Source organism: Bradyrhizobium sp. AZCC 1610 (assembly GCF_036924515.1).
Classification (GTDB): Bacteria; Pseudomonadota; Alphaproteobacteria; order Rhizobiales; family Xanthobacteraceae; genus Bradyrhizobium.
On record NZ_JAZHRR010000001.1, the window covers coordinates 1,949,793 to 1,972,334 of the forward strand.

At 63.2% G+C, this 22,542-nt stretch carries 18 protein-coding genes; 14 read left to right on the forward strand and 4 right to left on the reverse strand.

All coding sequences use genetic code 11. The features are described 5' to 3' along the window. Positions 1–19: 19 nt before the first annotated feature. From ccmE to V1279_RS09350, 4 genes are all read left to right on the forward strand, one after another. Positions 20–511, forward strand: a complete 492-nt coding sequence (ccmE, locus tag V1279_RS09335) for a cytochrome c maturation protein CcmE (protein WP_334434592.1) — start codon at positions 20–22, stop codon at positions 509–511. Continuing rightward, positions 508–2,490: a heme lyase CcmF/NrfE family subunit gene (locus tag V1279_RS09340; RefSeq protein WP_334434594.1), complete on the forward strand. Its 1,983-nt coding sequence runs from the start codon at positions 508–510 to the stop codon at positions 2,488–2,490. The genes ccmE and V1279_RS09340 overlap by 4 nt, the downstream gene beginning before the upstream one ends. Positions 2,491–2,494: 4 nt before the next feature. Then, positions 2,495–2,992, forward strand: coding sequence for a cytochrome c-type biogenesis protein (locus tag V1279_RS09345; RefSeq protein ID WP_334434596.1), 498 nt, complete (start codon positions 2,495–2,497; stop codon positions 2,990–2,992). Between the two features lie 73 nt (positions 2,993–3,065). After that, positions 3,066–3,587 carry a DUF1993 domain-containing protein gene (locus V1279_RS09350; RefSeq protein ID WP_334434598.1) on the forward strand — a complete coding sequence of 174 codons (522 nt, stop codon included), beginning with the start codon at positions 3,066–3,068 and terminating at the stop codon, positions 3,585–3,587. Between the two features lie 237 nt (positions 3,588–3,824). Here the strand turns inward: V1279_RS09350 and V1279_RS09355 are convergent, their stop codons facing one another. Beyond that, positions 3,825–4,538 (reverse strand): hypothetical protein, encoded by a 714-nt coding sequence (locus tag V1279_RS09355; RefSeq protein ID WP_334434601.1) that lies wholly within the window; start codon positions 4,536–4,538, stop codon positions 3,825–3,827. Positions 4,539–4,908: 370 nt separating this feature from the next. On the opposite strand from V1279_RS09355, the gene V1279_RS09360 reads away from it, so the two are divergent. Then, positions 4,909–6,504 (forward strand): Do family serine endopeptidase, encoded by a 1,596-nt coding sequence (locus V1279_RS09360; protein WP_334434603.1) that lies wholly within the window; start codon positions 4,909–4,911, stop codon positions 6,502–6,504. A 291-nt stretch (positions 6,505–6,795) separates the two neighbouring features. After that, positions 6,796–7,476, forward strand: a complete 681-nt coding sequence (locus V1279_RS09365) for a response regulator transcription factor (protein WP_334446283.1) — start codon at positions 6,796–6,798, stop codon at positions 7,474–7,476. 352 nt (positions 7,477–7,828) lie between these two features. Here V1279_RS09365 and V1279_RS09370 read toward each other — a convergent pair whose 3' ends face one another. The 3 genes from V1279_RS09370 to V1279_RS09380 all read right to left on the reverse strand — a co-directional run bounded on the left by V1279_RS09370 (position 7,829) and on the right by V1279_RS09380 (position 11,485). Next, positions 7,829–8,809: a Bug family tripartite tricarboxylate transporter substrate binding protein gene (locus tag V1279_RS09370; RefSeq protein ID WP_334434606.1), complete on the reverse strand. Its 981-nt coding sequence runs from the start codon at positions 8,807–8,809 to the stop codon at positions 7,829–7,831. 349 nt (positions 8,810–9,158) lie between these two features. Further along, the gene (locus V1279_RS09375) at positions 9,159–10,403 is read right to left on the reverse strand and encodes an alpha-hydroxy acid oxidase (RefSeq protein ID WP_334434608.1); all 1,245 of its coding nucleotides are present in this window, start codon (positions 10,401–10,403) and stop codon (positions 9,159–9,161) included. Positions 10,404–10,498: 95 nt separating this feature from the next. Continuing rightward, positions 10,499–11,485: a LysR family transcriptional regulator gene (locus V1279_RS09380; protein WP_334434611.1), complete on the reverse strand. Its 987-nt coding sequence runs from the start codon at positions 11,483–11,485 to the stop codon at positions 10,499–10,501. 199 nt (positions 11,486–11,684) lie between these two features. Between V1279_RS09380 and V1279_RS09385 the strand changes: the two genes are divergently transcribed. The 8 genes from V1279_RS09385 to V1279_RS09420 all read left to right on the forward strand — a co-directional run bounded on the left by V1279_RS09385 (position 11,685) and on the right by V1279_RS09420 (position 22,514). Beyond that, entirely contained in the window at positions 11,685–12,296 is a 612-nt protein-coding gene (locus V1279_RS09385) for a UbiX family flavin prenyltransferase (protein WP_334446284.1), read from the forward strand. A gap of 29 nt (positions 12,297–12,325) precedes the next feature. Continuing rightward, positions 12,326–13,750 carry a UbiD family decarboxylase gene (locus tag V1279_RS09390; RefSeq protein WP_334434612.1) on the forward strand — a complete coding sequence of 475 codons (1,425 nt, stop codon included), beginning with the start codon at positions 12,326–12,328 and terminating at the stop codon, positions 13,748–13,750. Positions 13,751–13,825: 75 nt separating this feature from the next. Beyond that, a complete protein-coding gene (locus V1279_RS09395) occupies positions 13,826–15,556 on the forward strand; it encodes a thiamine pyrophosphate-binding protein (RefSeq protein ID WP_334434614.1) in 1,731 nt (576 codons plus the stop codon). Positions 15,557–15,661: 105 nt separating this feature from the next. Beyond that, positions 15,662–16,504: an AraC family transcriptional regulator gene (locus V1279_RS09400; protein ID WP_334434617.1), complete on the forward strand. Its 843-nt coding sequence runs from the start codon at positions 15,662–15,664 to the stop codon at positions 16,502–16,504. Positions 16,505–16,638: 134 nt separating this feature from the next. Further along, positions 16,639–19,650, forward strand: coding sequence for a xanthine dehydrogenase family protein molybdopterin-binding subunit (locus tag V1279_RS09405; RefSeq protein ID WP_334434620.1), 3,012 nt, complete (start codon positions 16,639–16,641; stop codon positions 19,648–19,650). Continuing rightward, positions 19,647–20,462 carry an FAD binding domain-containing protein gene (locus V1279_RS09410; RefSeq protein WP_334434622.1) on the forward strand — a complete coding sequence of 272 codons (816 nt, stop codon included), beginning with the start codon at positions 19,647–19,649 and terminating at the stop codon, positions 20,460–20,462. The genes V1279_RS09405 and V1279_RS09410 overlap by 4 nt, the downstream gene beginning before the upstream one ends. Continuing rightward, on the forward strand, positions 20,459–20,977 hold the full coding sequence (locus tag V1279_RS09415) for a (2Fe-2S)-binding protein (protein WP_334434624.1): 519 nt from the start codon (positions 20,459–20,461) through the stop codon (positions 20,975–20,977). The genes V1279_RS09410 and V1279_RS09415 overlap by 4 nt, the downstream gene beginning before the upstream one ends. Next, positions 20,970–22,514 (forward strand): AMP-binding protein, encoded by a 1,545-nt coding sequence (locus tag V1279_RS09420; protein WP_334434627.1) that lies wholly within the window; start codon positions 20,970–20,972, stop codon positions 22,512–22,514. The genes V1279_RS09415 and V1279_RS09420 overlap by 8 nt, the downstream gene beginning before the upstream one ends. Positions 22,515–22,542: the final 28 nt, after the last annotated feature.

Consider the following 22,542-nt stretch of genomic DNA (forward strand, 5'->3'; position numbering starts at 1 on the left):
GCGAAGACAGAGGATAGAAATGACGCGCAAGCAACGGCGTTTGACCATGATCGGCGGTTCGCTCGCGGTGCTCGCAATTGCCGCGGCGCTGGTCCTCAACGCCATGCGCGACTCCATCGTGTTCTTTTCCACGCCGACGATGGCGGCCGAGAAGCAGATCCCGCCCGGCAAGCGGTTCCGCCTCGGCGGCCTGGTGCAACCGGGCTCGCTGGTGCGCGGCGACAATCTCGCTGTCAATTTCAGCGTCGCCGACGGCAGCGCCACGGTGCCGGTCGCCTACAAGGGCATTTTGCCGGACCTGTTCCGTGAAGGGCAGGGCGTCGTCACCGAAGGCGCGCTGGATGCCTCCGGCGTCTTCAAGGCCGATACCGTGCTCGCCAAGCATGACGAGACCTATATGCCCAAGGATGTCGCCGACGCCCTGAAGAAGCAGGGGCACTGGAAGGACGATTACGGCGCAAAGCCCGGCGCCGCGGCCGCAGCCGCGCCGGTCCAGGGGGCTTCGAAGTGATCGCGGAAGCCGGGCATTACGCGCTGGTGCTGGCGCTCGGACTGGCGCTGATCCAGTCCACCGTGCCGTTGCTTGGCGCACGCTGGGGCGATCATGCCTTGATGAATGTCGCGCGCTCCACGGCGCTCGCGCAATTGCTGTTCGTGGCGGCTTCGTTCACGGCGCTGACGATGCTGTACGTCGTCTCGGATTTCTCCGTCGTCAACGTGTTCGAGAATTCGCACTCGATGAAGCCGCTGCTCTACAAGATCACCGGTGTGTGGGGCAATCACGAAGGATCGATGCTGCTGTGGGTGTCGATCCTGGCGCTGTTCGGCGGCCTGGTCGCCGCCTTCGGCAACAATTTGCCGCTGTCGCTGCGTGCGCATGTGCTGGCGGTGCAGGGCTGGATTGCCGCCGCGTTCTATCTGTTCATCCTGGTCACCTCGAACCCGTTCCTGCGCATCGCCAGCCCCCCGATCGAGGGCCGCGACCTCAATCCGGTGCTGCAGGACATCGGCCTCGCCGTGCATCCGCCGATGCTCTATCTCGGCTATGTCGGATTTTCGATTTCGTTTTCGTTTGCCGTCGCCGCCCTGATCGAAGGCCGCATCGATGCCGCCTGGGCGCGCTGGGTGCGGCCGTGGACGCTGGTGGCGTGGATCTTCCTCACGCTCGGCATCGCGATGGGATCGTACTGGGCCTATTACGAACTCGGCTGGGGCGGCTGGTGGTTCTGGGACCCTGTCGAGAATGCTTCCCTGATGCCCTGGCTCGCCGGCACCGCGCTGCTGCATTCAGCCGTCGTGATGGAAAAGCGCAACGCGCTGAAGGTCTGGACCATCCTGCTGTCGATCCTGACCTTCTCGCTGTCGCTGCTCGGCACCTTCCTGGTGCGCTCGGGCGTGCTGACCTCGGTGCATGCGTTCGCGACCGATCCGGCGCGTGGCGTGTTCATTCTCCTGATCCTCTGCATCTTTATCGGCGGCAGCCTGTTGCTGTACGCCTGGCGCGCGTCGGCGCTGAAGCAGGGCGGACTGTTCGCGCCGATCTCGCGCGAGGGCGCGCTGGTACTCAATAACCTGTTTCTCACCACGGCCTGCGCCACCGTCTTCATCGGAACGCTGTATCCGCTGGCGCTGGAGGTTGTGACCGGCGACAAGATCTCGGTCGGCGCGCCGTTCTTCAATCTCACCTTCGGTCCCTTGTTCGTGCCGCTGATGGCGGCGATGCCGTTCGCGCCGCTATTGGCATGGAAGCGTGGCGATCTGCTCGGCGCGGCGCAGCGGCTGACGGCAGCCGGCATTGCGGCGCTGATCGCGATCGCCGTGCTGTGGGCGTGGACCTGGGGCGGAGCCACGTTCGCGCCGCTTGCGATCGGGCTAGCGGTCTTCGTCATCGGTGGCGCGCTCAGCGATCTGGCCGAACGCACGGCGCTGTTCCGTGCTCCCCTGGCGACTGCGGTGGCCCGCGCGCGCGGATTGCCGCGGGCGACCTGGGGCACGGCGTTCGCCCATGCCGGCGTCGGCATCGCCCTGATCGGGATCGTCTGCGAAACCACCTGGAACAGCGAATATATCGGCTCGATGAAGCCGAACGATGTCGCCAAGGTCGCCGGCTATCAGTTGAAGCTCGATGGCGTAACGCAGCGGCAGGGGCCGAATTTTCGCGAGATGATCGCCCAGTTCACGGTCACGCTCGACGGCGAGGAGTTGCGCGTGATGACGCCATCGAAGCGCAACTTCACCACGCGGGAATCATCGACCACCGAGGCCGCGCTGCTGACCCGCGGCGCCAGCCAGCTTTACGTTTCGCTCGGCGAAACCAATGCCGAGGGCGCCATCGCGGTGCGTATCTATCACAAGCCGCTGGTGCTGCTGATCTGGTGGGGCCCGGTCCTGATGGCGTTCGGCGGCCTGCTGTCGCTCTCGGACCGCCGCCTGCGCGTCGGCGCGCCCAAGCCGGCCAAGGCCGCCCGCGCGCTGCAGCCGGCGGAGTAGAGCCTTGAAGCGCCTCGTTGCAGCATGTGTGCTGGTTGTCGCCGCGACGCTTTGCGGGCCGGCTCACGCCGTGCAGCCCGACGAGATCATGGCCGATCCGGCAAAGGAGGCGCGAGCCCGCGACCTGTCGCGCGAGCTGCGCTGCATGGTGTGCCAGAACCAGTCGATCGACGATTCCGACGCCCCGCTGGCGCGCGACCTGCGCCTGTTGGTGCGCGAGCGGATCGCCTCCGGCGACAGCGACAGCCAGGTGATGGACTTTCTGGTCGCGCGCTATGGCGAGTTCGTGCTGCTGAAGCCGCGCTTCACGCCGCATACGCTCTTGCTCTGGCTGCTGCCGCCGCTCGCCTTGGCCGGAGGCGGGCTGGCGCTCTGGTTCTACAGCCGCCGCCGTTCGAATACCGGCAGCGCGACCGATCCTTCGCTGTTGCATCTGACGGATGAGGAACAGGCGAGGCTGGAGCGCTTGCTCGCAGCCGATGCGCCGGACAAGAAGTCTTAGTTCGCCATTGCAAGCGAATAGGTTTTAGCTATGACTCCCCTGTCAAAATAAACATAACCAGGGGAAACCGGATATGGCCTTCTCACTCTACGACGCCAGCGTGGCGAATTATCTGCAGACCCTTGGCGCCGTCAGCGGCTTCCTCGAGCGCGGCCTCGTTCATTTTCGCGACAACAACATCGATCCGGATAGCATCGTCGAGGCGCGCCTGGCGCCCGACATGCTGCCGCTGCGTTTCCAGATCATCTCCGTCGCCCAGCATTCGCGCGGCGCCATCGAGGGCGTGCAAAGCGGAGAGTTTCGTCCGCCCGCGTCCAACACGCCGTACGATTATGCGGGATTGCAGGGATTGGTCGCGGAGGCCCGCGACGCCTTGTCAGCATGGACGCCGGAGGCCGTTAATGCGCTGTCCGGCAAGGACGTCGTGTTCAATCTCGGCGAGCGCAAACTGCCGTTCACGGCGGAAGGCTTTCTGATGTCGTTCTCGCTGCCCAATTTCTATTTCCACGCCACCACCGCCTACGACATCCTGCGCACCAACGGCGTGCCGCTCGGCAAGCGTGATTTCATGGGCCGGCTGAAGATGAAGAGCTGAGGCGGGTCTTCGGGCGAGGGGTGCGATTGTTGCGCGTCCCCGCAACGATGCGCTCGATACCAATTTCGAGAACTACGTCGATGTGGTCGGCTTCTTCGATCCGGCCAACGCGGACACTCTCGAATTCGTGTTCGACATCAACGGCAACGGCATCCAGATCAGCTAGTCTAGAGTCGCAAGAGGCAAGAAGACGGCGCAGGAGAGCTCCTGCGCCGTTCCCTTTTCAGATGGTTGCTGCTATTTACCCATCAGCGCGTCGCGCTGCGCGATGAGGTTCGCGCGAGCGCCGCTGTTGTCCCGGATGTCGCTCGACATAAAATCCATCATGGCACGGATGGAAGCCAACGCCTCTTGCTGATCCTCGACGGACGTTGCGATGCCTTCCTTGCGGGTGGTTACCGTGCCATCGCCTCGGAAATTGTACTGGATACCGTCCTTCACGAAGCCATAGGTAACGTCTGGACCAAGAGGGGGCAGTGTCCGGCCGGCGTCCTTTAACATCTGCAATGCCTTAGCAGTGTCTGCAGCATTGAGCGTTACGAGGGGGGATATCGGAGAGTTCAGCATCTTGTCGTAGGATTTCTGAAGTCTTTCGATGCCTGCCTTATTCGTGTCTTGCCGGGTGTCCTGCAGATCGAGCATTGTCAGCCGGAAGCTAACATTGGCCAATTCTGCTTGGTGATGAATCGCCTGTATGCCTGCCTGGAAACGATCCTTAGCCGTCTGTGAATAGGCATCCAAGGCTTGCTGCGCGGCGTCCGGGCCTTGCTTCAAGGCGGCCATCAGATGATCCAGCGCGTCCTGCGATAGCGACACCTGCGTGGCCGGGCCACGGTCGCTCTCGTTCGGTGTCGCGTTCGATGCGGGTTGTTTGGCGTTGTCGGCCGTATCGAGAGCCGTATAGGCGACGGGATTAAAGGTGGCGGCTTGGCTGGAAACGGCGCTGACCATGGTTTTCTTCTGATCGTTGTCGTTGACGGCGAGGATCGAAGTTCGCCTTCGGCGGCCCGCAACCACGCTCTTGTTGTTCGTGCAGAGGTTGTGGCACGAATTGATTTAACGTAAGATTTACGAGTGCTTCGAAAGACCTGCACCTACTCGAATATGGCGAGGAGCCGTTCCCCTGAGGACCGTTTCTCAGCCTGCGCTAACCCATTGATTGCCTGCGCTATTCCGTCGCATCCATAAGCCGCCGCATTACCAAAGTTTAATTCCCTAGCCAGCGCGCGGTAAGGCGGCAGGCCCCATCTTCCGATGTGACAGGTGCCCACCCCCGCACCGTAGAAGAATGAAGAATTCACGCTCTGGAGATTTTACAGACATGACCGAACGTCCCGTCGATCTTTCCCAGCTACCGTCCAACGGCGCGCCGCGCCGTTCGCTGTTCTCCGCGCGCAAGTTCGCGCTGATGGCTTCCGTCGTCGCCGGCCTCGGCGCCGCCGTGTATGGCTTCTCGCCGCAGCAGGGCCCGCTCGATGTCTTCACCAGCGCGGCGAATGCGCAGGTCAACACCGAGGTCCGCAAGGTCGAGCGTCCGATCGGGTTCGCCGACATTGTCGAGCGCGTGAAGCCGTCGGTGATTTCGGTCAAGATCAACATCGCCGCCAAGAGCTCGAAGGACGATAGCGCCAACAAGGACGAGGACTCGCCGTTCCCGCCGGGTTCGCCGATGGAGCGCTTCTTCCGTCGCTTCGGCGGCCCGGATGGCTTGCCCCCGGGTCTGCGCGGCGGACCGCGTGGCGGCCGTGGCCCGGTGACGGGTCAGGGGTCCGGTTTCTTCATCTCGCCTGACGGCTATGCCGTGACCAACAACCACGTGGTCGACGGCGCCGACAAGGTCGAGATCACGATGGAGGACGGCAAGGTTTACACCGCGAAGGTGATCGGCACCGATCCACGCACCGACCTCGCGCTGATCAAGGTCGAGGGCCGCACTGACTTCCCGTTCGCCAAGCTGTCGGACTCCAAGCCGCGGATCGGCGACTGGGTGCTCGCCGTCGGTAACCCGTTCGGGCTCGGCGGAACCGTGACCGCCGGCATCGTCTCGGCCTCCGGCCGCGACATCGGCAACGGCCCGTATGACGACTTCATCCAGATCGATGCGCCCGTGAACAAGGGCAACTCCGGCGGTCCGGCGTTCGACACCAATGGCGAAGTGATGGGCGTCAACACCGCGATCTATTCGCCGTCCGGCGGCAGCGTCGGCATCGCGTTCTCGATCCCCGCTTCGACGGTCAAGAGCGTGATCGCCCAGCTCAAGGACAAGGGCTCGGTCAGCCGCGGCTGGATCGGCGTCCAGATCCAGCCAGTGACGTCTGACATTGCCGACAGCCTCGGCATGAAGAAGGCGGAAGGCGCGCTGGTGGCGGAACCGCAGCAGAATGGTCCGGCGGCCAAGGCCGGCATCCAGTCCGGTGACGTCATCACCGCCGTCAATGGCGAGCCGGTCAAGGATGCCAAGGAACTCGCCCGCACCATCGGCGGTCTCGCGCCTGGAGCTGCGGTCAAGCTCAATGTGCTGCAGAAGGGCCAGGACAAGGTCATCAACCTGACGCTCGGCCAGTTGCCGAACACGGTCGAGGCCAAGGCCGACCCCGACAAGGAAGACAAGGGTGGCCCGACCAAGGGAACCAGTGTGCCGAAGCTCGGCCTGACGGTTGCCCCCGCCAACAGCGTGGCCGGCGCTGGCAGGGAAGGCGTCGTGATCACCGAGGTCGACCCGAAGAGCGCGGCGGCCGAACGCGGCTTCAAGGAAGGCGACGTCATCCTCGAAGTCGCCGGCAAGAGCGTCGCCAGCGTCGGCGAGGTGCGTGAGGCGATCGACGCCGCCCGCACGGAGAACAAGAACAGCGTTCTCATGCGCGTGAAGAGCGGCGGTTCGTCGCGCTTCGTCGCGGTGCCGCTGGCGAAGGGCTAAACGAGGACTAGATATCAGATGGAGGGTTTCGCCGGCATTCGTCGCCCCCGCCGACGTCTCCTTCCGGGGAGCGGGTGCAAAACTCGCTCCCTCAGGCAACCTTCCTTCGGAACACGCCCCCCTCCGTCGGAAGGGCCTAAGGGCGGTGAGGTCCCCCAGCTTCACCGCCCGCTTTTTTCACTTCATCGACAGAATCGCCGGTCGCCTTGCATGTGCAGGGCGGCCGCGCCATGGTGAGAGGAAGCCAGTTCCGTGAGCGCCACCGAAGCCATCCCCACGCCTGTCACTCAGATGCGCCTGTTGATCATCGAAGACGATCGCGAGTCCGCCGACTATCTGGTCAAGGCGTTCCGTGAAGTCGGCTATGTCGCCGATCTCGCCAGCGATGGCGAGGAGGGCCTGTCGATGGCCGACGGCGGCGATTACGACGTGCTCGTGGTGGATCGCATGCTGCCCAAGCGGGACGGCCTGTCCGTGATCGGCGCGCTGCGCGACAAGGGCAATCGCACGCCGGTCCTGATCCTCTCCGCGCTCGGCCAGGTCGACGACCGCATCAAGGGCCTGCGCGCCGGCGGCGACGACTATCTGCCGAAACCCTATTCATTTGCCGAACTGCAGGCGCGCGTCGAGGTGCTGTCGCGCCGCAATGTCGGCCCCGCCGAAGAGACCACCTACCGCGTCGGCGATCTCGAGCTCGACCGTCTCTCGCATCGGGTCGCCCGCGGCAAGGACGAGTTGACGCTGCAGCCGCGCGAATTCCGGCTGCTCGAATATTTGATGAAGCACGCGGGCCAGGTGGTGACGCGCACGATGCTTCTGGAAAACGTCTGGGATTATCATTTCGATCCGCAGACCAACGTCATCGATGTGCATATTTCACGGCTGCGCTCCAAGATCGACAAGGGCTTTGAGCGGCCCTTGCTGCACACGATCCGTGGCGCCGGATATATGATCCGTGACGGGATCAGATAAGGTACAATAATTGTTGGACTTTTTCAGGCGTATTGTTTTTAGATTGCCAACTATCTACCGCTTCTCCCAACCGTCTCAGTCGGCTCCGCAGCACCGCCGAAAAGTAAAAGCCCCGCCTAAGCGGGGCTTTTCTTCAATCGGCTTGCGGGCGTCCGGCAGCGTTTTGAGCCATACTCTCAAATCGTCCGGCAGGATGATCGTACGCCTCCCATGCTTCTTGGCCTTGACATCACCGCTGCTGATCGGCTCGCGAATGGAGGTCAACCCGATCCCGGTGAGGGCGCTTGCCAATCGCGGCGGGGGCAGAGCGCACTTCGTCCGGGAAGCCCTTGAGCAACCTCGATCGCAAACGTCAATTGAGTGTGATGCCCGCTTCCTTGATGAGATCGCGCCATTTGGCGACCTCAGATGAGATCAACGCCTTGAATTCAGCCTGGCTCGTGTAGACAGGGTCGGCGCCAATATCGATCATCCGTTTCTGCACCGTCGGATCAGACATGATCCTGACCACCTCTTTGTGCAGTCGATCGACAATCGGCTTTGGTGTTCCCTTCGGCACGAGCAGGCCGAACCACGCGAAGGAGTCCAGATCTGGAATACCCGCTTCGGCGATCGTGGGCACATTCGGAAGTGCCTTGCTGCGTTGCTTGCTGGTTACCGCAAGCGGCCGTAGCTCGCCGGCCTGAAGTTGGCTCGCAATGTTGGGTATGAGTTGAAAGCTTGCAGGCACGTCACCAGAGAGAAGATCCATCGCGAGTGGTCCGGCGGCGCGGTACGGGATGTGACGCAGACGCGTTCCCGTCCGGCGCTCGAACAGCACGCCTGCAAGATGCTGCGAACTGCCGTTGCCGATCGACGAATACATGACCTGCTCGGGCTGGGCCTTCGCGAAATCGATAAATTCTTGCACGTTGGATGCAGGGATTTTTTTCGGGTTGACCACAAGAACATTGGGCATCGTGGAGATCAGTGAAATCGGCTCGAAATCGGTCTCCGGATCGTAAGGGAGGTTTGGCGTGAGCGTTTTGTTGACGGCGAGCGGGCCTGAAGAGCTTAACAGCAGGGTGTAGCCATCCGGAACAGCCCTCGCCACGCTGTGCGTTCCGATATTGCCGCCAGCGCCTCCCTTGTTTTCGACTACGATGGTGCCGCCCAGCGCCTCTCCCAATTTTTCTGCCAGGATGCGGGTTACCGCATCGCTTGCGCCACCTGCAGGAAATGGCACTACCAACGTGATCGGGCGGGAGGGATAATTGTCTGCAACGGCCGACGGTCCGGATACGGCCAGAGCGGATAACATGCAGAGCGCAATAACAGCATGGCGGAGCAACATCGAGCCTCCTCGAAGATGGGTTCCTCGCAGAGCCTGCCCACTCGGATGGCACTGCAACTGCAGGACCGCGGGCTCGGCCTTTTCTTGTCACGGCGCTCTTGGGGCGCCCTTGTGACGTACTTTTGGGCCTATCGCTGACGCATCTCGATCCCACCGAGTCTCGCGACTTACCAAAGAGTCTCAAAAATTGCAGATGCCCTGTTCGGCGGCGCGCCGAGCTGGCGCGACCAGCCGTTAAAAGTCAGCCGAGATAAGGCATGGCGCGGCGCCTGAGTGTTTGCCTGGGGCGGCGGCGGCGCCGGAAACGAAGCGTACGCGGCTGTCGCGTGGGGTGTGCTCTTTGCGAACTTCAGGTGAAATCGAACGCGTCCCGATGGCGAACTGACAGTTGCGGTAGCGCGTCGAGAGATGGCGTGCCCAGTTGCCCCATTGCGGTTTCCAACTCTTCCCTCAAAAGCCCGGCAACATAGGCTGCTCCTCGTTCGCCGAGTGCACCGAGGCCAAGAAGGAAGGCGCGACCGGCAAACGTGCCGTGGGCTCCGAGCGCGATGGCGCGCGCTACGTCCAGGCCTGAGCGGATGCCGCTGTCGAACAGGATGGTGGCCTTGGTGCCGACGGCTGCGGTGATCGCGGGCAGGACATCGATCGCCGCAGGCGCGGCGTCGAACTGACGCCCACCATGGTTTGAGACCAGTATCCCGTCGACGCCCACGGCAATCGCCCGCTCGGCGTCGGCAGGATGCAATACACCCTTCACGACCAGTGCTCCGGACCAGGCGTCGCGCATTCGCTTGACGAAATCCCAGGAGAACGTGCCCTTGATCTGACTTTGCACAAACCCCGCGGTCTTCGCCAGCGTCGCCGGCTTTTCGACGTAGCGCTCCATGTTGCGGAAGGCCGGCATGCCTTCTCTCGCGAGCGCGAGCAGCCAGGCCGGCGACGAAGCAACATCAAAAATGGTCTTTACGGTAGGATGGAACGGGACAACCAGACCGTTGCGCAGGTCGCGCGGCCGCTTGGAGCGAACCGGCGCATCCAATGTTGCGGAGAGGACGCGTACCCCGGCCGCGGCGGCCCGCTTGATCAGATCGAATGTGACGGAATGATCGTTTGCGGGCAGTCCGTAAAGCTGAAACCATCCGTAAGGACCTGCGAGTTCCGCGACCTCTTCGATTGCAGCGGTTGCGAGTGTACCGGCGATGTAGGGGATTCGCATCTTGCCGGCAGCCGCCGCAAAGATCTTCGTGGCGCCAGGCCAAATGATGCCATCGACGCCCACCGGCGAAATACCGATCGGCGCGGCGCAGTCTATGCCGAAAAGCTCGGTCTCGGTACGGACCGGGGCCGGCGTGCCATAGCGCGGCACCAATTCCACCGCATCCAGAGCGTGCCGGTTACGCAGCGTGTTGAGATCGCTTCCCGTGCCGCCGTCGAGAAAGTCGAAGGCAAAGCGCGGAATGCGGCGATGGGCTCGACGTTCGATATCGTCCAGCGTCGGAAGCCTTCGCTGCAGTCGCGCCTCGGGGCCTGTCCTGCTGCCGGCGCCCCAAGCCCGCGCGAGCGGCAAAGCAGTGCGGCTGATATCGCCGGTCATGAGAATAGCCCTCGTTGCGTGGCGTGACTTCCCTACGGCGAGCGCAGCCATCAACGCAAATAATTACGAATGATAACATAGATAACTCTGGATGATTACCGGGGCCGCGACGAGCGCGGCTTGCGGCGGGGCGAGGTTCCAGGTTTGGAATCAACCGCGGTGGCTGGCCCCAGATAGATTCTGGCCGACGTCGCCGCCTCGACCAGGTTGTGGCGTATGATGTCGAGCACCGCCCTCGCGGCGGGGGATACCATCCGGCGCGGATGATGCACCCAGGCGATGGAGCGGGAAATCCTCGGGTCGGCAAAACGATGGGCTCGCACATTTCCCTTCGCCAGCGATTGCTGGAGCGCGATCGTCGGCAGCACGGTGACGAGATTCGTGGTGGCAATCACGTCGCAAAGCGCCGGCAGGGTGTCTAGCTCCAGCCGCGGCTTCAATTCGATGCCCGCCGCGGCAGCGTGCTCCTCGAGAATTATGCGCAGGCCGTGCCGCTTCGACGGTAGCACCACGTCGAAATCGGCCAGATGCGCGAACCGCAGGCTTGCCGGCAGCTTGACCGGTGCATCTTTTCGGCAGGCGAACACCATCTCCTCATCCAGCACGTGATGCGCCGTCAGCGAAACGCGCCTGCGCGGCACGTTGATCAACGCAAAGTCGAGTTGCCCGGAGTTTACCCAGTCGGCCAACGTCTCCGTGTAGCCTTCGCACGCCGAGAGCGTGATTTCCGGATATAGATGCGCAACTGCTGCCGAAGAGCTTGCCATCGTGCTCTGCGCAACCGAGGTGATCAACCCAACCGAAACCCTGCCTGAAATGCGGCCGTCAAGCCGCGCCATCTCCTGCTTGGCGTATTCAACGTCGCGCAGGATCGGGGTCACAAGCCGGAATAGGGCTTCGCCCGCGACGGTGAGCGTCATTCCGTGGATGCTGCGGTCGAACAGTTTTTGACCAAGCTCGGCCTCGATCTTGGCGATCTGCATGCTCAGCGCCGGCTGCACGATATTGAGCTGGCGGGCGGCGCGCGTGACGTTCTTTTCTTCTGCGAGGCAAAGGAAGTACTGCATCTGCCTGAACTCCATTGACGCTCCCTTCCAGCCACCCGGCGTTGCAAACCCGCATCTTCCCATCATTTCATATGATCGAGTTGATCACCAATCATTATTTGTTCTGATCCCGTCTTCCCTCTACCGTCGCTTCGAACCGTTGCGGGTGGGCCGAAAGTTGCGGCCGACAGCGGGCGTTGGGCGAGTGACCGAACTGAGGGAGCCATTGAACGTCATGCAGGATCGGGAGCCACGACGGCTGATCATCGGCAGCTCCGGCGCCTCAGGCGTCATCTACGGCGCACGGCTGCTGCAACTCCTGCGCAATGCCGGCATCGAGACGCATCTCGTCATGTCGAAGACGGCCGAGCAGACGTTCGCTTACGAAACCGACCTGAAGATCTCCGAGGTCAGGGCGCTTGCCAGTTTCAGCCATGCCATCGACGACATGGCGGCCCCGATCTCCAGCGGATCATTCCGTACAGCGGGCATGATTGTCGCCCCCTGTTCGATGCGCTCAATGTCGGAGATTGCGTCCGGCGTCACCACGACATTGTTGACGCGGGCCGCCGACGTCGCATTGAAGGAGCGCCGCCGGCTCGTGTTGATGGTTCGCGAGACCCCACTGCATACCGGACATCTGCGTACCATGACCGCGCTTTCGGAGATGGGCGCCATTATCGCGCCGCCGGTGCCCGCGTTCTACGCCAAGCCCGACAGCCTCGACGAGATGGTCGAACATACCGTCGGACGCGTGCTGGATCTGTTCGACATCGATATCGGCGTCATCAGGCGTTGGGGCGAGGACGAAGACCTGAAGCGTCGTCCGCTGCGCAAAACTCCCTAAAGCAAGAAAACCGCGGAAAGGATCGCAACATGCGGACCGAGAACCTGTCCGGGGTGGACGCCCCAAAGGATTTGCGCTCCTGGCTCACTCACCTTGCAGAGCACGGCAAGCTTGCCATCGCCCGCGAGGGGATCGATCTGACGGATGAGCTTGCGGCCGTATCAAAGCGGCTCGAGCGCGACCGGGCCGTGCTGTTTCCCAAGCCGGGCGGTCATGGCATCCCCGTCGTCGCCAACCTGTTTGCGGCACGCGACTGGGTTGCGGATGCGATCGGGGTCAAAGAGGATCAATTGCTGATCCGCTTTCTTGCCGCGGCGCGCGAGCCGCTTCCGGTCCGCGAGGTGGCAAGCGGGCCCGTGCAGGAAGTGGTGCACAAGGAAGTCGATCTTCTCAGGCAACTGCCGATCCCAAAACACAACGAGCGCGACAGCGGGCCCTATATCACTGCGGGGCTGTTGATCGCCCGCAATCCGCGCACCGGCGTGCAGAACGTCTCGATCCATCGCTGCCAAATCAGCGGGCCAAATCGGATCGGCGTTCTGCTGCTGCCGCGCCATACGCTTGCTTACTTTCGAATGGCAGAACAGGTTGGCGAGGCGCTCGAGATTGCCATCGTGATCGGAGTGCATCCCGCCCTGATCCTGGCATCGCAGGCAATTGCAGCGCTGGACGAGGACGAGATGGGGATCGCCGGCGCGCTTCTCGGCCGCCCCGTCGACGTGGTGAAATGCAAGACCAATTCGGTTCGCGTTCCCGCTCATGCGGAGATCGTGATTGAGGGACGAATTCTTCCCGGCATTCGCGCGCCGGAAGGACCGTTCGGCGAATTTCCGCAGTATTATGGGCCGCGCGCAAATCGCGAAGTGATCGAAGTCGACGCGATTACCCATCGCGAGCGGCCGATCTTTCACACGATCGTGGGTGGGGGCTACGAACATCTCGTTCTCGGCGGCGTGCCGCGCGAGGCGACGCTGCTGCAGCATCTGCGGCGCAGCTTTCCCAACGTGCTGGATTTACGCCTCACCCGGGGCGGCGTCTGCCGTTATCATCTGGCCGTGCAGATCGACAAGACGTCCGACGGCGAGCCAAAGAATATCATCATGTCCGCCTTTGGCGCGCATTACGACATAAAGCAGGTGGTCGTCGTCGACCGGGACGTCAACATCAGCGATACTGACGAGATCGAGTGGGCCGTCGCCACGCGTTTCCAGGCCGATCGCGACCTGCTGGTTATCTCCGGGGCGCTCGGTTCCAAGCTGGATCCGACGACCAATGACGGGATCAGCGCAAAGATGGGGCTCGATGCGACCGTGCCAATCGCCGCGCCCGAGCTCGATTTCAAGCGCATTCATGTCAAAGGGGAGGAGCAGGTCGATCTCGAATCGGTCCTGCAGAAGGATTCCAGTGCTGCGTTCGCCAGCCTTGTTGCAAGGCTACGGCCAGAAAATGGCTGAGCCAATCGCCATGTCGACGAAGACGAGCGCGCAAAGGGTGTGGTCGTGGCCGACAATTCTGGAGAATAGCTGTCGATGTTGAGCACCTCAGGCCTGCGCAGCGGCGGTGAAATTCTTGTTGACGCGTTAAAGATCCACGGCGTCGACACGGTGTTCTGCGTGCCGGGCGAAAGCTTTTTGGCGGCGATCGATGCGTTGGCCGGCGCGGGCAATGCGGTCAAGACGGTCGTGACGCGGCACGAGGCGGGCGCAGCGCACATGGCCGAGGCTTATGGAAAGCTGACCGGGCAGCCCGGCATTTGCTTTGTCACGCGAGGGCCGGGTGCAAGCCACGCGGCAATCGGCGTTCACACCGCCTCGCAAGACTCCACGCCGATGATCCTGTTCATTGGACAAGTCTCCCGCGGCATGCTGGGGCGCGAGGCCTGGCAGGAAGTCGACTTCAGGCAGATGTTCGGCGGCATGGCGAAGTGGGTTGTCGAGATCGATCGCGTCGAGCGCATTCCCGAATTGGTCAGTCGCGCATTTCATGTCGCCGTGTCAGGGCGACCGGGGCCGGTTGTGGTGTCGCTGCCGGAAGATATGCTCGCCGAACAAGCCGCGGTTGCGGATGCCGGACGTTATGCGCGCGCTGCGGCGCACCCCGGCGACGCTCAACTGTCGCGGCTTCTCGAGATGATCGCGCGCGCCGAGCGGCCGCTGGTGATCGTTGGAGGCGGCGGGTGGAACGCCCGTGCGTGTGCGGACTTCAAGACGTTCATCGAAGCCTTCGACCTTCCGGTGGTGAGCGGTTTCCGGCGGCAGGACATCTTCGACAATCGCCATCCAAACTATGTCGGCCATGTCGGGCTTGGGCCAAGCCCAGGACTGGTTGAGCGTATTCGCAGCGCTGACCTGATCATCGCCATCGGCGGTCGCCTCGGCGAGACCACGACGTCGGGGTACACGCTGTTCGGGGTTCCGAAGCCGTCGCAGCGCTTCGTTCATGTCCATGCCGATCCGGCCGAACTCGGCCGCGTTTATCAAGCCGATCTTCTGATCAACGCCGGAATGCCCGAATTGGCCGCGGCCGTCGCGCGACTGCGCCCCGATGGTGCAATGCAGCCGCGCGCGGAGGCGCGACGAAAGATTTGGGTTGCCGAGGCGCGAGCGGAATTAATGGCCGACCAGACACCGCGCACCATGCCGGGTCCGGTCGATCTCGGCGCGGTGATGCTGCACTTGCGCAAGGTGCTGCCGGAGGATGCCATCATCTCCAATGGCGCCGGAAACTACGCCATCTGGGTGCACAAGTTCCACCGCTACGGCGGTTTCAGAACCCAGCTCGCACCCACGTCGGGAGCGATGGGCTATGGCCTGCCGGCCGCGATCACGGCCAAGCTCGTCCATCCAGAACGTACCGCTGTCTGCTTTGCCGGCGACGGCTGTTTCCTGATGAGCGCCAATGAGCTTGCAACGGCGGCGCAATACGGTCTCGGCGTGGTCGTGATCGTCGTCAGCAACGGTATGTACGGGTCGATCCGCATGCATCAGGAGAAGGAGTATCCCGGACGGGTTCACGCAACCACTCTGGAAAATCCGGATTTCGTGGCGCTGGCGCGCGCCTTCGGCGGCTATGGCGAAATCGTTCTGGAGACCGAAGGTTTTGCCGCCGCATTCGCGCGTGCCCGGACTTTCGCAGACGGAAATCGCAAACCCGCCCTTCTCGAGTTGAAGGTCGATCCCGAAGCGATCACGCCCAATGCCACCCTGACCCAATTGCGGCAGCGTACGCTGAAAGTGGGGGTCGCTGCCTTGCAAGGATAAGGACTGACCTGCACCGGCGTGTCCGGACACGTTTCGAATCTCGCGATAATCGCGCACCTGGCTTATGCTGAGGCAAAGCCTGGCAAATCCGAAGGGAGGCTCCGGATGTCGACAGCTTTGCGCATTGCTCATGGCGCCTTTGGCCGGGTTGCGCTGTTGGACATGGACCGTTCGCTGGTGCGGCATGCGCATCCGCATTGTCATGTCCTGTTGAAAGTTGAAGGCGCCGATACGCAGTTCGTGGTGGGCGACCGCGTTTATCCTCTCACCGACAGCTGCGCCGTGCTGGTGGATGGCTGGAAGCCGCATGCCTATGTGCATGACCCGGAGCGGCCGCGAACGCTCATTCTCGCGCTTTATATCGAGCCGCAATGGCTGAAGGAGTTTCGCGCGGGATGGGCTGCGAGCGGAGCGCCCGGGTTTTTCGAGCAACCCACCGGGGAGGTGTCGCCTCGAATCCGCCAACTCGCCATGCGGCTGGCAAGCGAGATGATGACGCGCCCGGACTGCAAACGTGCCCACGAGCAGACGTTGTCGGAGCTGATGATCGCGGTGATCGAGCGCTTCACCCCGTGGCGCAACTTTCCCAACTCGATCCGCGGCATGAAAGCGATGGCCTGCGACTGGCGGATCAAACGGGTGGTGGAGGCGATGCGCGCGCAGGAGGGCTCGTGCGCAAGCGTCGATCATTTTGTCAAGGAAGCTGGATTGTCGCGGGCGCAGTTCTTCCGCTTGTTTGAAGTGTCACTCGGCGTATCGCCCAAAATCTATCTGAATGTCGTTCGCATGGAGCGGGCGCTGGATGCCGTGATCCACCAGGATACGCCGGTCGGCGAACTCGGCGATCGCTTTGGGTTTGCCGAGCCGGCGCATTTCACGCGCTTCTTTCGCGATCACGCCGGCGTCGGCCCGCGCGAATTCCGCAATGTCTCGCGGCTTGCGAACTGATGTTGCGGCGCACGATCGAGTTCTAAATGAGACGAATTGGTAAGTTGTGAGAATGGCAGATATGGCTCGCACGACGGACATTCTGGCAATTGCTCCAGACCGTGTCGGAGAGCGCGATCGGGAGGAGTGTCGGAATGGCGAGAGCCGCTGTTCGATCCGCATCAATCATCGGTCAAGACGGGGCAGAGCATCGGCCCTGGGTCGGCCGTTCGATGGAGCGCGTCGAGGACGCGGCACTCCTGAGCGGTCGTGGCCGCTTCATCGACGATCTGGGTACGCCGCCTGGAACGCTGCACGCCGCTATCCTCCGCTCGCCGCATGCGCATGCGGATATCGTTTCGATTGACGCCGAAGCCGCGAGCAGGGCGCCGGGTGTCGCTGCCATTCTCACCGGCGAACACGTCAAGGCATTGACGTCCAGCCTTGTCGTCGGTGTAAAAGCGCCGGTCGAATGCTGGCCGATCGCGACCGATCGCGTTCGCTATGTCGGCGAGCCGGTAGCCGTTGTCGTGGCAACCGACCGCGCCCGGGCTGAAGATGCGATCGACCTGATCAACGTCGAATACCGCCCACGTGTCGCTGTGGTCGCGCCACTTGCGGCGCTCGCACCGGGCGCGCCGGTCCTGCACGACGGTTTTCCCGGCAACCTCGCGAGCGACCGCAGCTTCCGTTATGGAGATCCGGAGCAGGCGTTCACCGAAGCCGCGCATCGCATTACCATCGATATCGAATACCCACGGAACTCCTGTACGCCGATTGAAACTTACGGCGTGATCGCCGGATATGACGCCGCCGAGGATGCATTCGATGTCCTGGCCAATTTCCAGGGACCGTTCAGCATCCATACCGTCATCTCCCGTGCGCTGAAGGTGCCCGGTAATCGCATGCGGCTGCGAACGCCGCCCGACTCCGGCGGCAGCTTCGGCGTCAAGCAGGGCGTATTTCCCTACATTGTGCTGGTCGCTGCAGCTTCCCGCGCCGTCGGGCGCCCCGTGAAGTGGATCGAGGACCGGCTCGAACATCTGGCTGCGTCGGTCTCGGCGACCAACCGGTCGACGACACTGTCGGCGGCCGTTACGGCAGAAGGCAGGATTCTTGCCCTCGATTGGGATCAAGTCGAAGACTGCGGTGCGCATCTGCGGGCGCCTGAGCCGGCAACGCTTTACCGTATGCATGGTAATCTCACCGGCGCCTACGACATCCGCCATGTGAAGGTGCGAAACCGGGTCGTGGTCACGAACAAGACACCGACCGGGCTGAACCGTGGGTTCGGTGGACCACAGGTCTATTTCGCACTGGAGCGCCTCGTGCACCGGATCGCGGTTGGCCTCGATCTCGATCCGCTGGAAATCATCAAGCGTAATCTCGTCCCTGCGAACGCCTTTCCCTATCGCACCGCGACCGGGGCGCTGCTCGATTCCGGCAATTATCAGGAGGCCATTGCGCGCGCCGTGGAGCAGGGCGCGTTCGCCGAACTGAAGACGCGGCGGGACGATGCTCGCGCGCAAGGTCGCCTGTATGGAATCGGTCTGGCCGCGGTGGTCGAACCCAGCGTTTCGAACATGGGCTACATCACGACGGTGCTTACCGCCGCGGAGCGTCGCAAGGCCGGCCCGAAGAATGGCGCGCAGGCTACCGCGACGGTCGCGCTGGATCCGGTGGGCGGCGTATCCGTGCACGTCGCCTCAGTGCCGCAGGGCCAGGGTCATCGCACCGTTTTGTCACAGGTTGTCGCTGACGTGTTTGGCCTCAATCCGAGGGATGTTCGCGTCAACACCGAGATCGACACCGCCAAGGATGCCTGGTCGATCGCCTCCGGAAACTATGCGAGCCGGTTTGCCGCCGCGGTGGCCGGCACGGCAAAGCTGGCGGCCGAGCGGATCGCCGGACGCCTGGCCCGCATCGCCGCCAGCCAGTTGAACGTCGAGGTCGCGGATATCGCGTTTGCCGACGGCTTTGTGGCGTCAAGGCACAATCCGGAAAACAGGATTGGGTTTTCGCGCGTGGCCGCGCTGAGCCATTGGTCGCCGGGCTCGCTGCCGGACGAAGCCGGACAGACCATCCGCGAGACGGTGTTCTGGACCCCGCCCGAGCTGACCGCGCCCGATGATGAGGACCGCATCAACTCGTCGCTGTGTCATGGCTTCATCTTCGATTTCTGCGGCGTCGAGATCGACCGCGCCACCCTCGAGATCCGCATCGACCGCTATGTCACCATGCATGATTGCGGCACCATCCTGCATCCGGGCATGGTGGACGGTCAGATCCGTGGTGGGTTCGCCCAGGCTCTGGGAGCGGCGCTCTACGAAGAATACGCCTATGGCGAGGACGGCAGTTTTCTGACCGGAACATTCGCCGACTATCTGCTGCCGACAGCGACCGAGGTTCCCGAACCGCAGATCATTCACATGGAGACGCCGTCGCCTTTTACCCCGCTCGGCGCCAAGGGCGTCGGCGAGGGCAACTGCATGTCGACGCCGGTCTGTGTGGCGAATGCAGTCGCCGATGCGCTGGGGTTGAGCGACGTTACGCTGCCGTTGGTCCCCGCGAGGCTCGCGGATCGAGTTCGTGGGCCGGAGCAGGCCGCACCGGCAGGGCGATCGAGCGTGCCGGCCGCCGAACGCGGCGGCGATCGCCGGCTGCGCGGCGCGGGCAGCGCGACCGTCGATACCGCACCGGAGCAGGTATGGACCATGTTGCTCGACCCTGTCACGCTGCAATCGGTGATCCCTGGGTGTCGACGCGTGGACAGGGTCTCCGACACGCATTTCCGTGCCGATGTAACGCTCGGCATCGGACCCGTGACGGGACGTTATCGCGCCGACGTCACATTGTCCGATCTCGACCCGCCGCATGCCGTTACGCTGCGCGGCAGGGCCGAGGGCGCGCTCGGCTTCGGCAGCGCCGAGGGACGCATTACGCTGGAGCCCGACGACAAGGGCGGCACACGGCTACAATATGCTTACGAGGCGGCAATCGGCGGCAAGGTGGCCAGCATTGGCGGCCGCCTGCTCGATGGCGCCACGCGCGTCATCATCGGGCAGTTCTTTGCCGCGCTCGCGCGCAAGGCCGGTGGTGAGGCCCCATCCGGCTCCTGGCTGGCGCTGTTCGGCAGGCTCGCAAGCATGTTCGGAGGCCGGCGATGAAGCCTCCCGCCTTCGACTATGTCCGCGCCGAATCCGTCGATGAGGTCCTTGATGGGCTGGCGAAGGAAGGTGGCGATGCGCGCGTGATCGCCGGCGGCCAGTCGCTGATGGCAATGCTCAATATGCGCCTCGCCAGGCCGAAATTCCTGATCGACATCATGCGATTGAAGGAACTCGGCGGCATCGACGAAAAGAACGGCGCTGTGACCATCGGCGCGGGCGTGCGCCAGGCCGCATTGTTGGTCTGGCCCGAGTTGACGCAGAGGCTGAATCTCGTTGCGCGCGCCTTGCCCTGGGTGGGACACGTCCAGACCCGCAGCCGCGGCACCGTGTGCGGCTCGCTGGCCCATGCCGATCCCAGCGCCGAGATGCCGCTCGCGCTGATCGCGCTGGGTGGCGAAGTGCATCTGCGCAGCAGGAAAAAGTCCCGCCGCGTGGCGGCGAAGGATTTTTTTGTTGGCATGATGGCCACCGCGCGCGCGGACGATGAGCTGATCGAGGCCGTATCGTTTCCCTGTCAAGGCAACAGCCGCTGCGCCTTCCGCGAGGTCGCGCGCCGGCACGGCGATTTCGCCATCGTGGCCTGCGCGGCGCTCGCCACATCGAGCGGCGTCCGCCTTGTGGTCGGCGGCGTCGCCGACGTTCCCACTGCGCGGGATTGGCCGCGGCTGGATGGCAGCGCGCTGGACGATGCGCTGAACGGCTTCGCCTACGAGCTCGACGCGCGCGACGACGTGCACGCGACCGCGCGCTATCGGCGCGATCTGGTGCGGGCGATCGGACGCGATCTGGTACGCGAGGTGCTGCAATGAGCCACCTGTGCGCGGAGAAGCGTCACCTCGTTCGTTTCACGCTGAATGGAAAGCCGGCGGAGGCGGAAGCCGAACCGCGCATGCTGCTGAGCGATTTCCTGCGCCACCAGATTGGCGCCACCGGTACCCATGTGGGCTGCGAGCACGGTGTTTGTGGTGCGTGCACGATTGTGGTCGACGATATGCTGACGCGGGCCTGCCTGACGCTGGCCGTGCAGATCGACGGCTGCGACGTGCGAACGGTGGAAGGCCTTGCGCCGTCTCCCGACCGGCTCGGCGTATTGCAACTGGCATTCAGACGCAACCATGCCCTGCAATGCGGTTTCTGCACCGCCGGCATCTTGATGTCGCTCGATCATTATCTGCAGGAACACACCACCCCAAGCGAGCGCGATATCCGCGACCTGCTCAGCGGCCATCTGTGCCGCTGCACCGGCTACACACCGATCATACGGGCGACGCTCGAGGCAGCCGCCGAGTTTGCCGCAACCAGCCAAGAGAAGTCAGATGCTTGATCTCGGCAGCAGTTTTGTCGCCAGCGTCGCGCGTGATCCCGGCGCCGTTGCGCTTGTTGATGGCGATCTTCGTCTCACCTATCATCAATGGTATGGAAAGATCTCGTCGCTGGTAGCGTCGTTCGACCGGATCGGGCTCAAACCCGGCGATCACGTCATCACTGTGCTTCAGAACCGCTGGGAGGCGGCGACGCTGCACTGGGCGTGCCAATTCGCAGGGCTCGTCATCACGCCGGTCAATTGGCGTGCCAAGCCCGACGAGCTCGATTTCTGCATCGAGAATGCCGAAGGGCGCGCCGTCTTCTACCAGGACGTTTCCGCTGCAGCCGTCAGGGGATCCCGGCTTGCCGGAGTGCTGCAGCGCGTTGCCACCGATGGGCGTGATGACGGCGCGCTGGCGTTTGCCGATATGGTCGAAGGCCGCGCACCGGATGCCGTCCCCCGGGTCGACGCCGAGGCCTGTTCGATCATGCTCTACACCTCAGGCACGACCTCCAAACCGAAGGGCGTGCCGCGCCGCCATCGCGCCGAACGCGCTGCGGCGATTGCGCATGTGGCGCAGAATCTCTACGGCCGCAACGAGTGCACGCTGGGCGTGATGCCGCTCTACCACACCATGGGCGTCCGCTCACTGCTCGCAATGTCCCTGATTGGTGGCACTTTCGTCTGCCTGCCGCGCTACGACAGCCGCCAGGCGTTGGCGCTGATCCAGGCCGAGAAGATCTCCAACCTTTACCTGGTGCCGACGCTCTATCACGACCTCGTCCACCACCAGGCATTCGCGGCGACGGACGTATCGAGCGTACGGAAAATCGGGTTCGCCGGCGCCTCAATGACGGACGGATTGCTGCAGAAGTTGAATCAGGCGTTCAAGCCGGCGCTTTTCGTCAATCACTACGGCAGTTCCGAAATCTACACCTTCACGATCGACCAGAACGCTGTCGCCAAGCCGGGTTCGGCCGGGAAGGCTGGTATCAACCAGCACATCAAGGTGGTGCGGATGGGCGCGCGCTCGGTCACCGAGTTTGCGGCAACGGGCGAGGAGGGCGAAATCATCGCCTCGCTCGCCGGAGACGAGGCGTTCGAAGGCTACTGGCGGCGCCCGGATGCCGACGCCAAGGCGTTGCGGGAGGGCTGGTATTTCACCGGCGATACCGGCTTCATTGATCCCGATGGCGATCTGTTCGTAACCGGCCGGGTCGACGACATGATCATTACCGGCGGCGAAAATGTCTCGCCGGTAGAAATCGAAAGCTGCCTTTCCCTGCATCCCGCGGTCTCCGAGGTCGCTGTCGTCGGTCTTGTAGACGAGAGGTGGGGCAAGATCGTCGCTGCCTTCGTCCGGCGCAACAGGCCGGTCTCGGAAGCGGAACTCGAGCAGTTCTGTCGCGCTTCCGGGCTGGCCAATTTCAAGCGTCCGCGACGATACGTCTTCGTCGGTTCAATTCCCAAATCGCCGGTCGGAAAACTGCTCCGGCGGCTGCTCGTCGCCGGAGAATACGAATCCGAGCGTGCACCGCCGTCGGGCGCCGCCTGATCAAATCTCCCCAACAGAAGGAAACGCT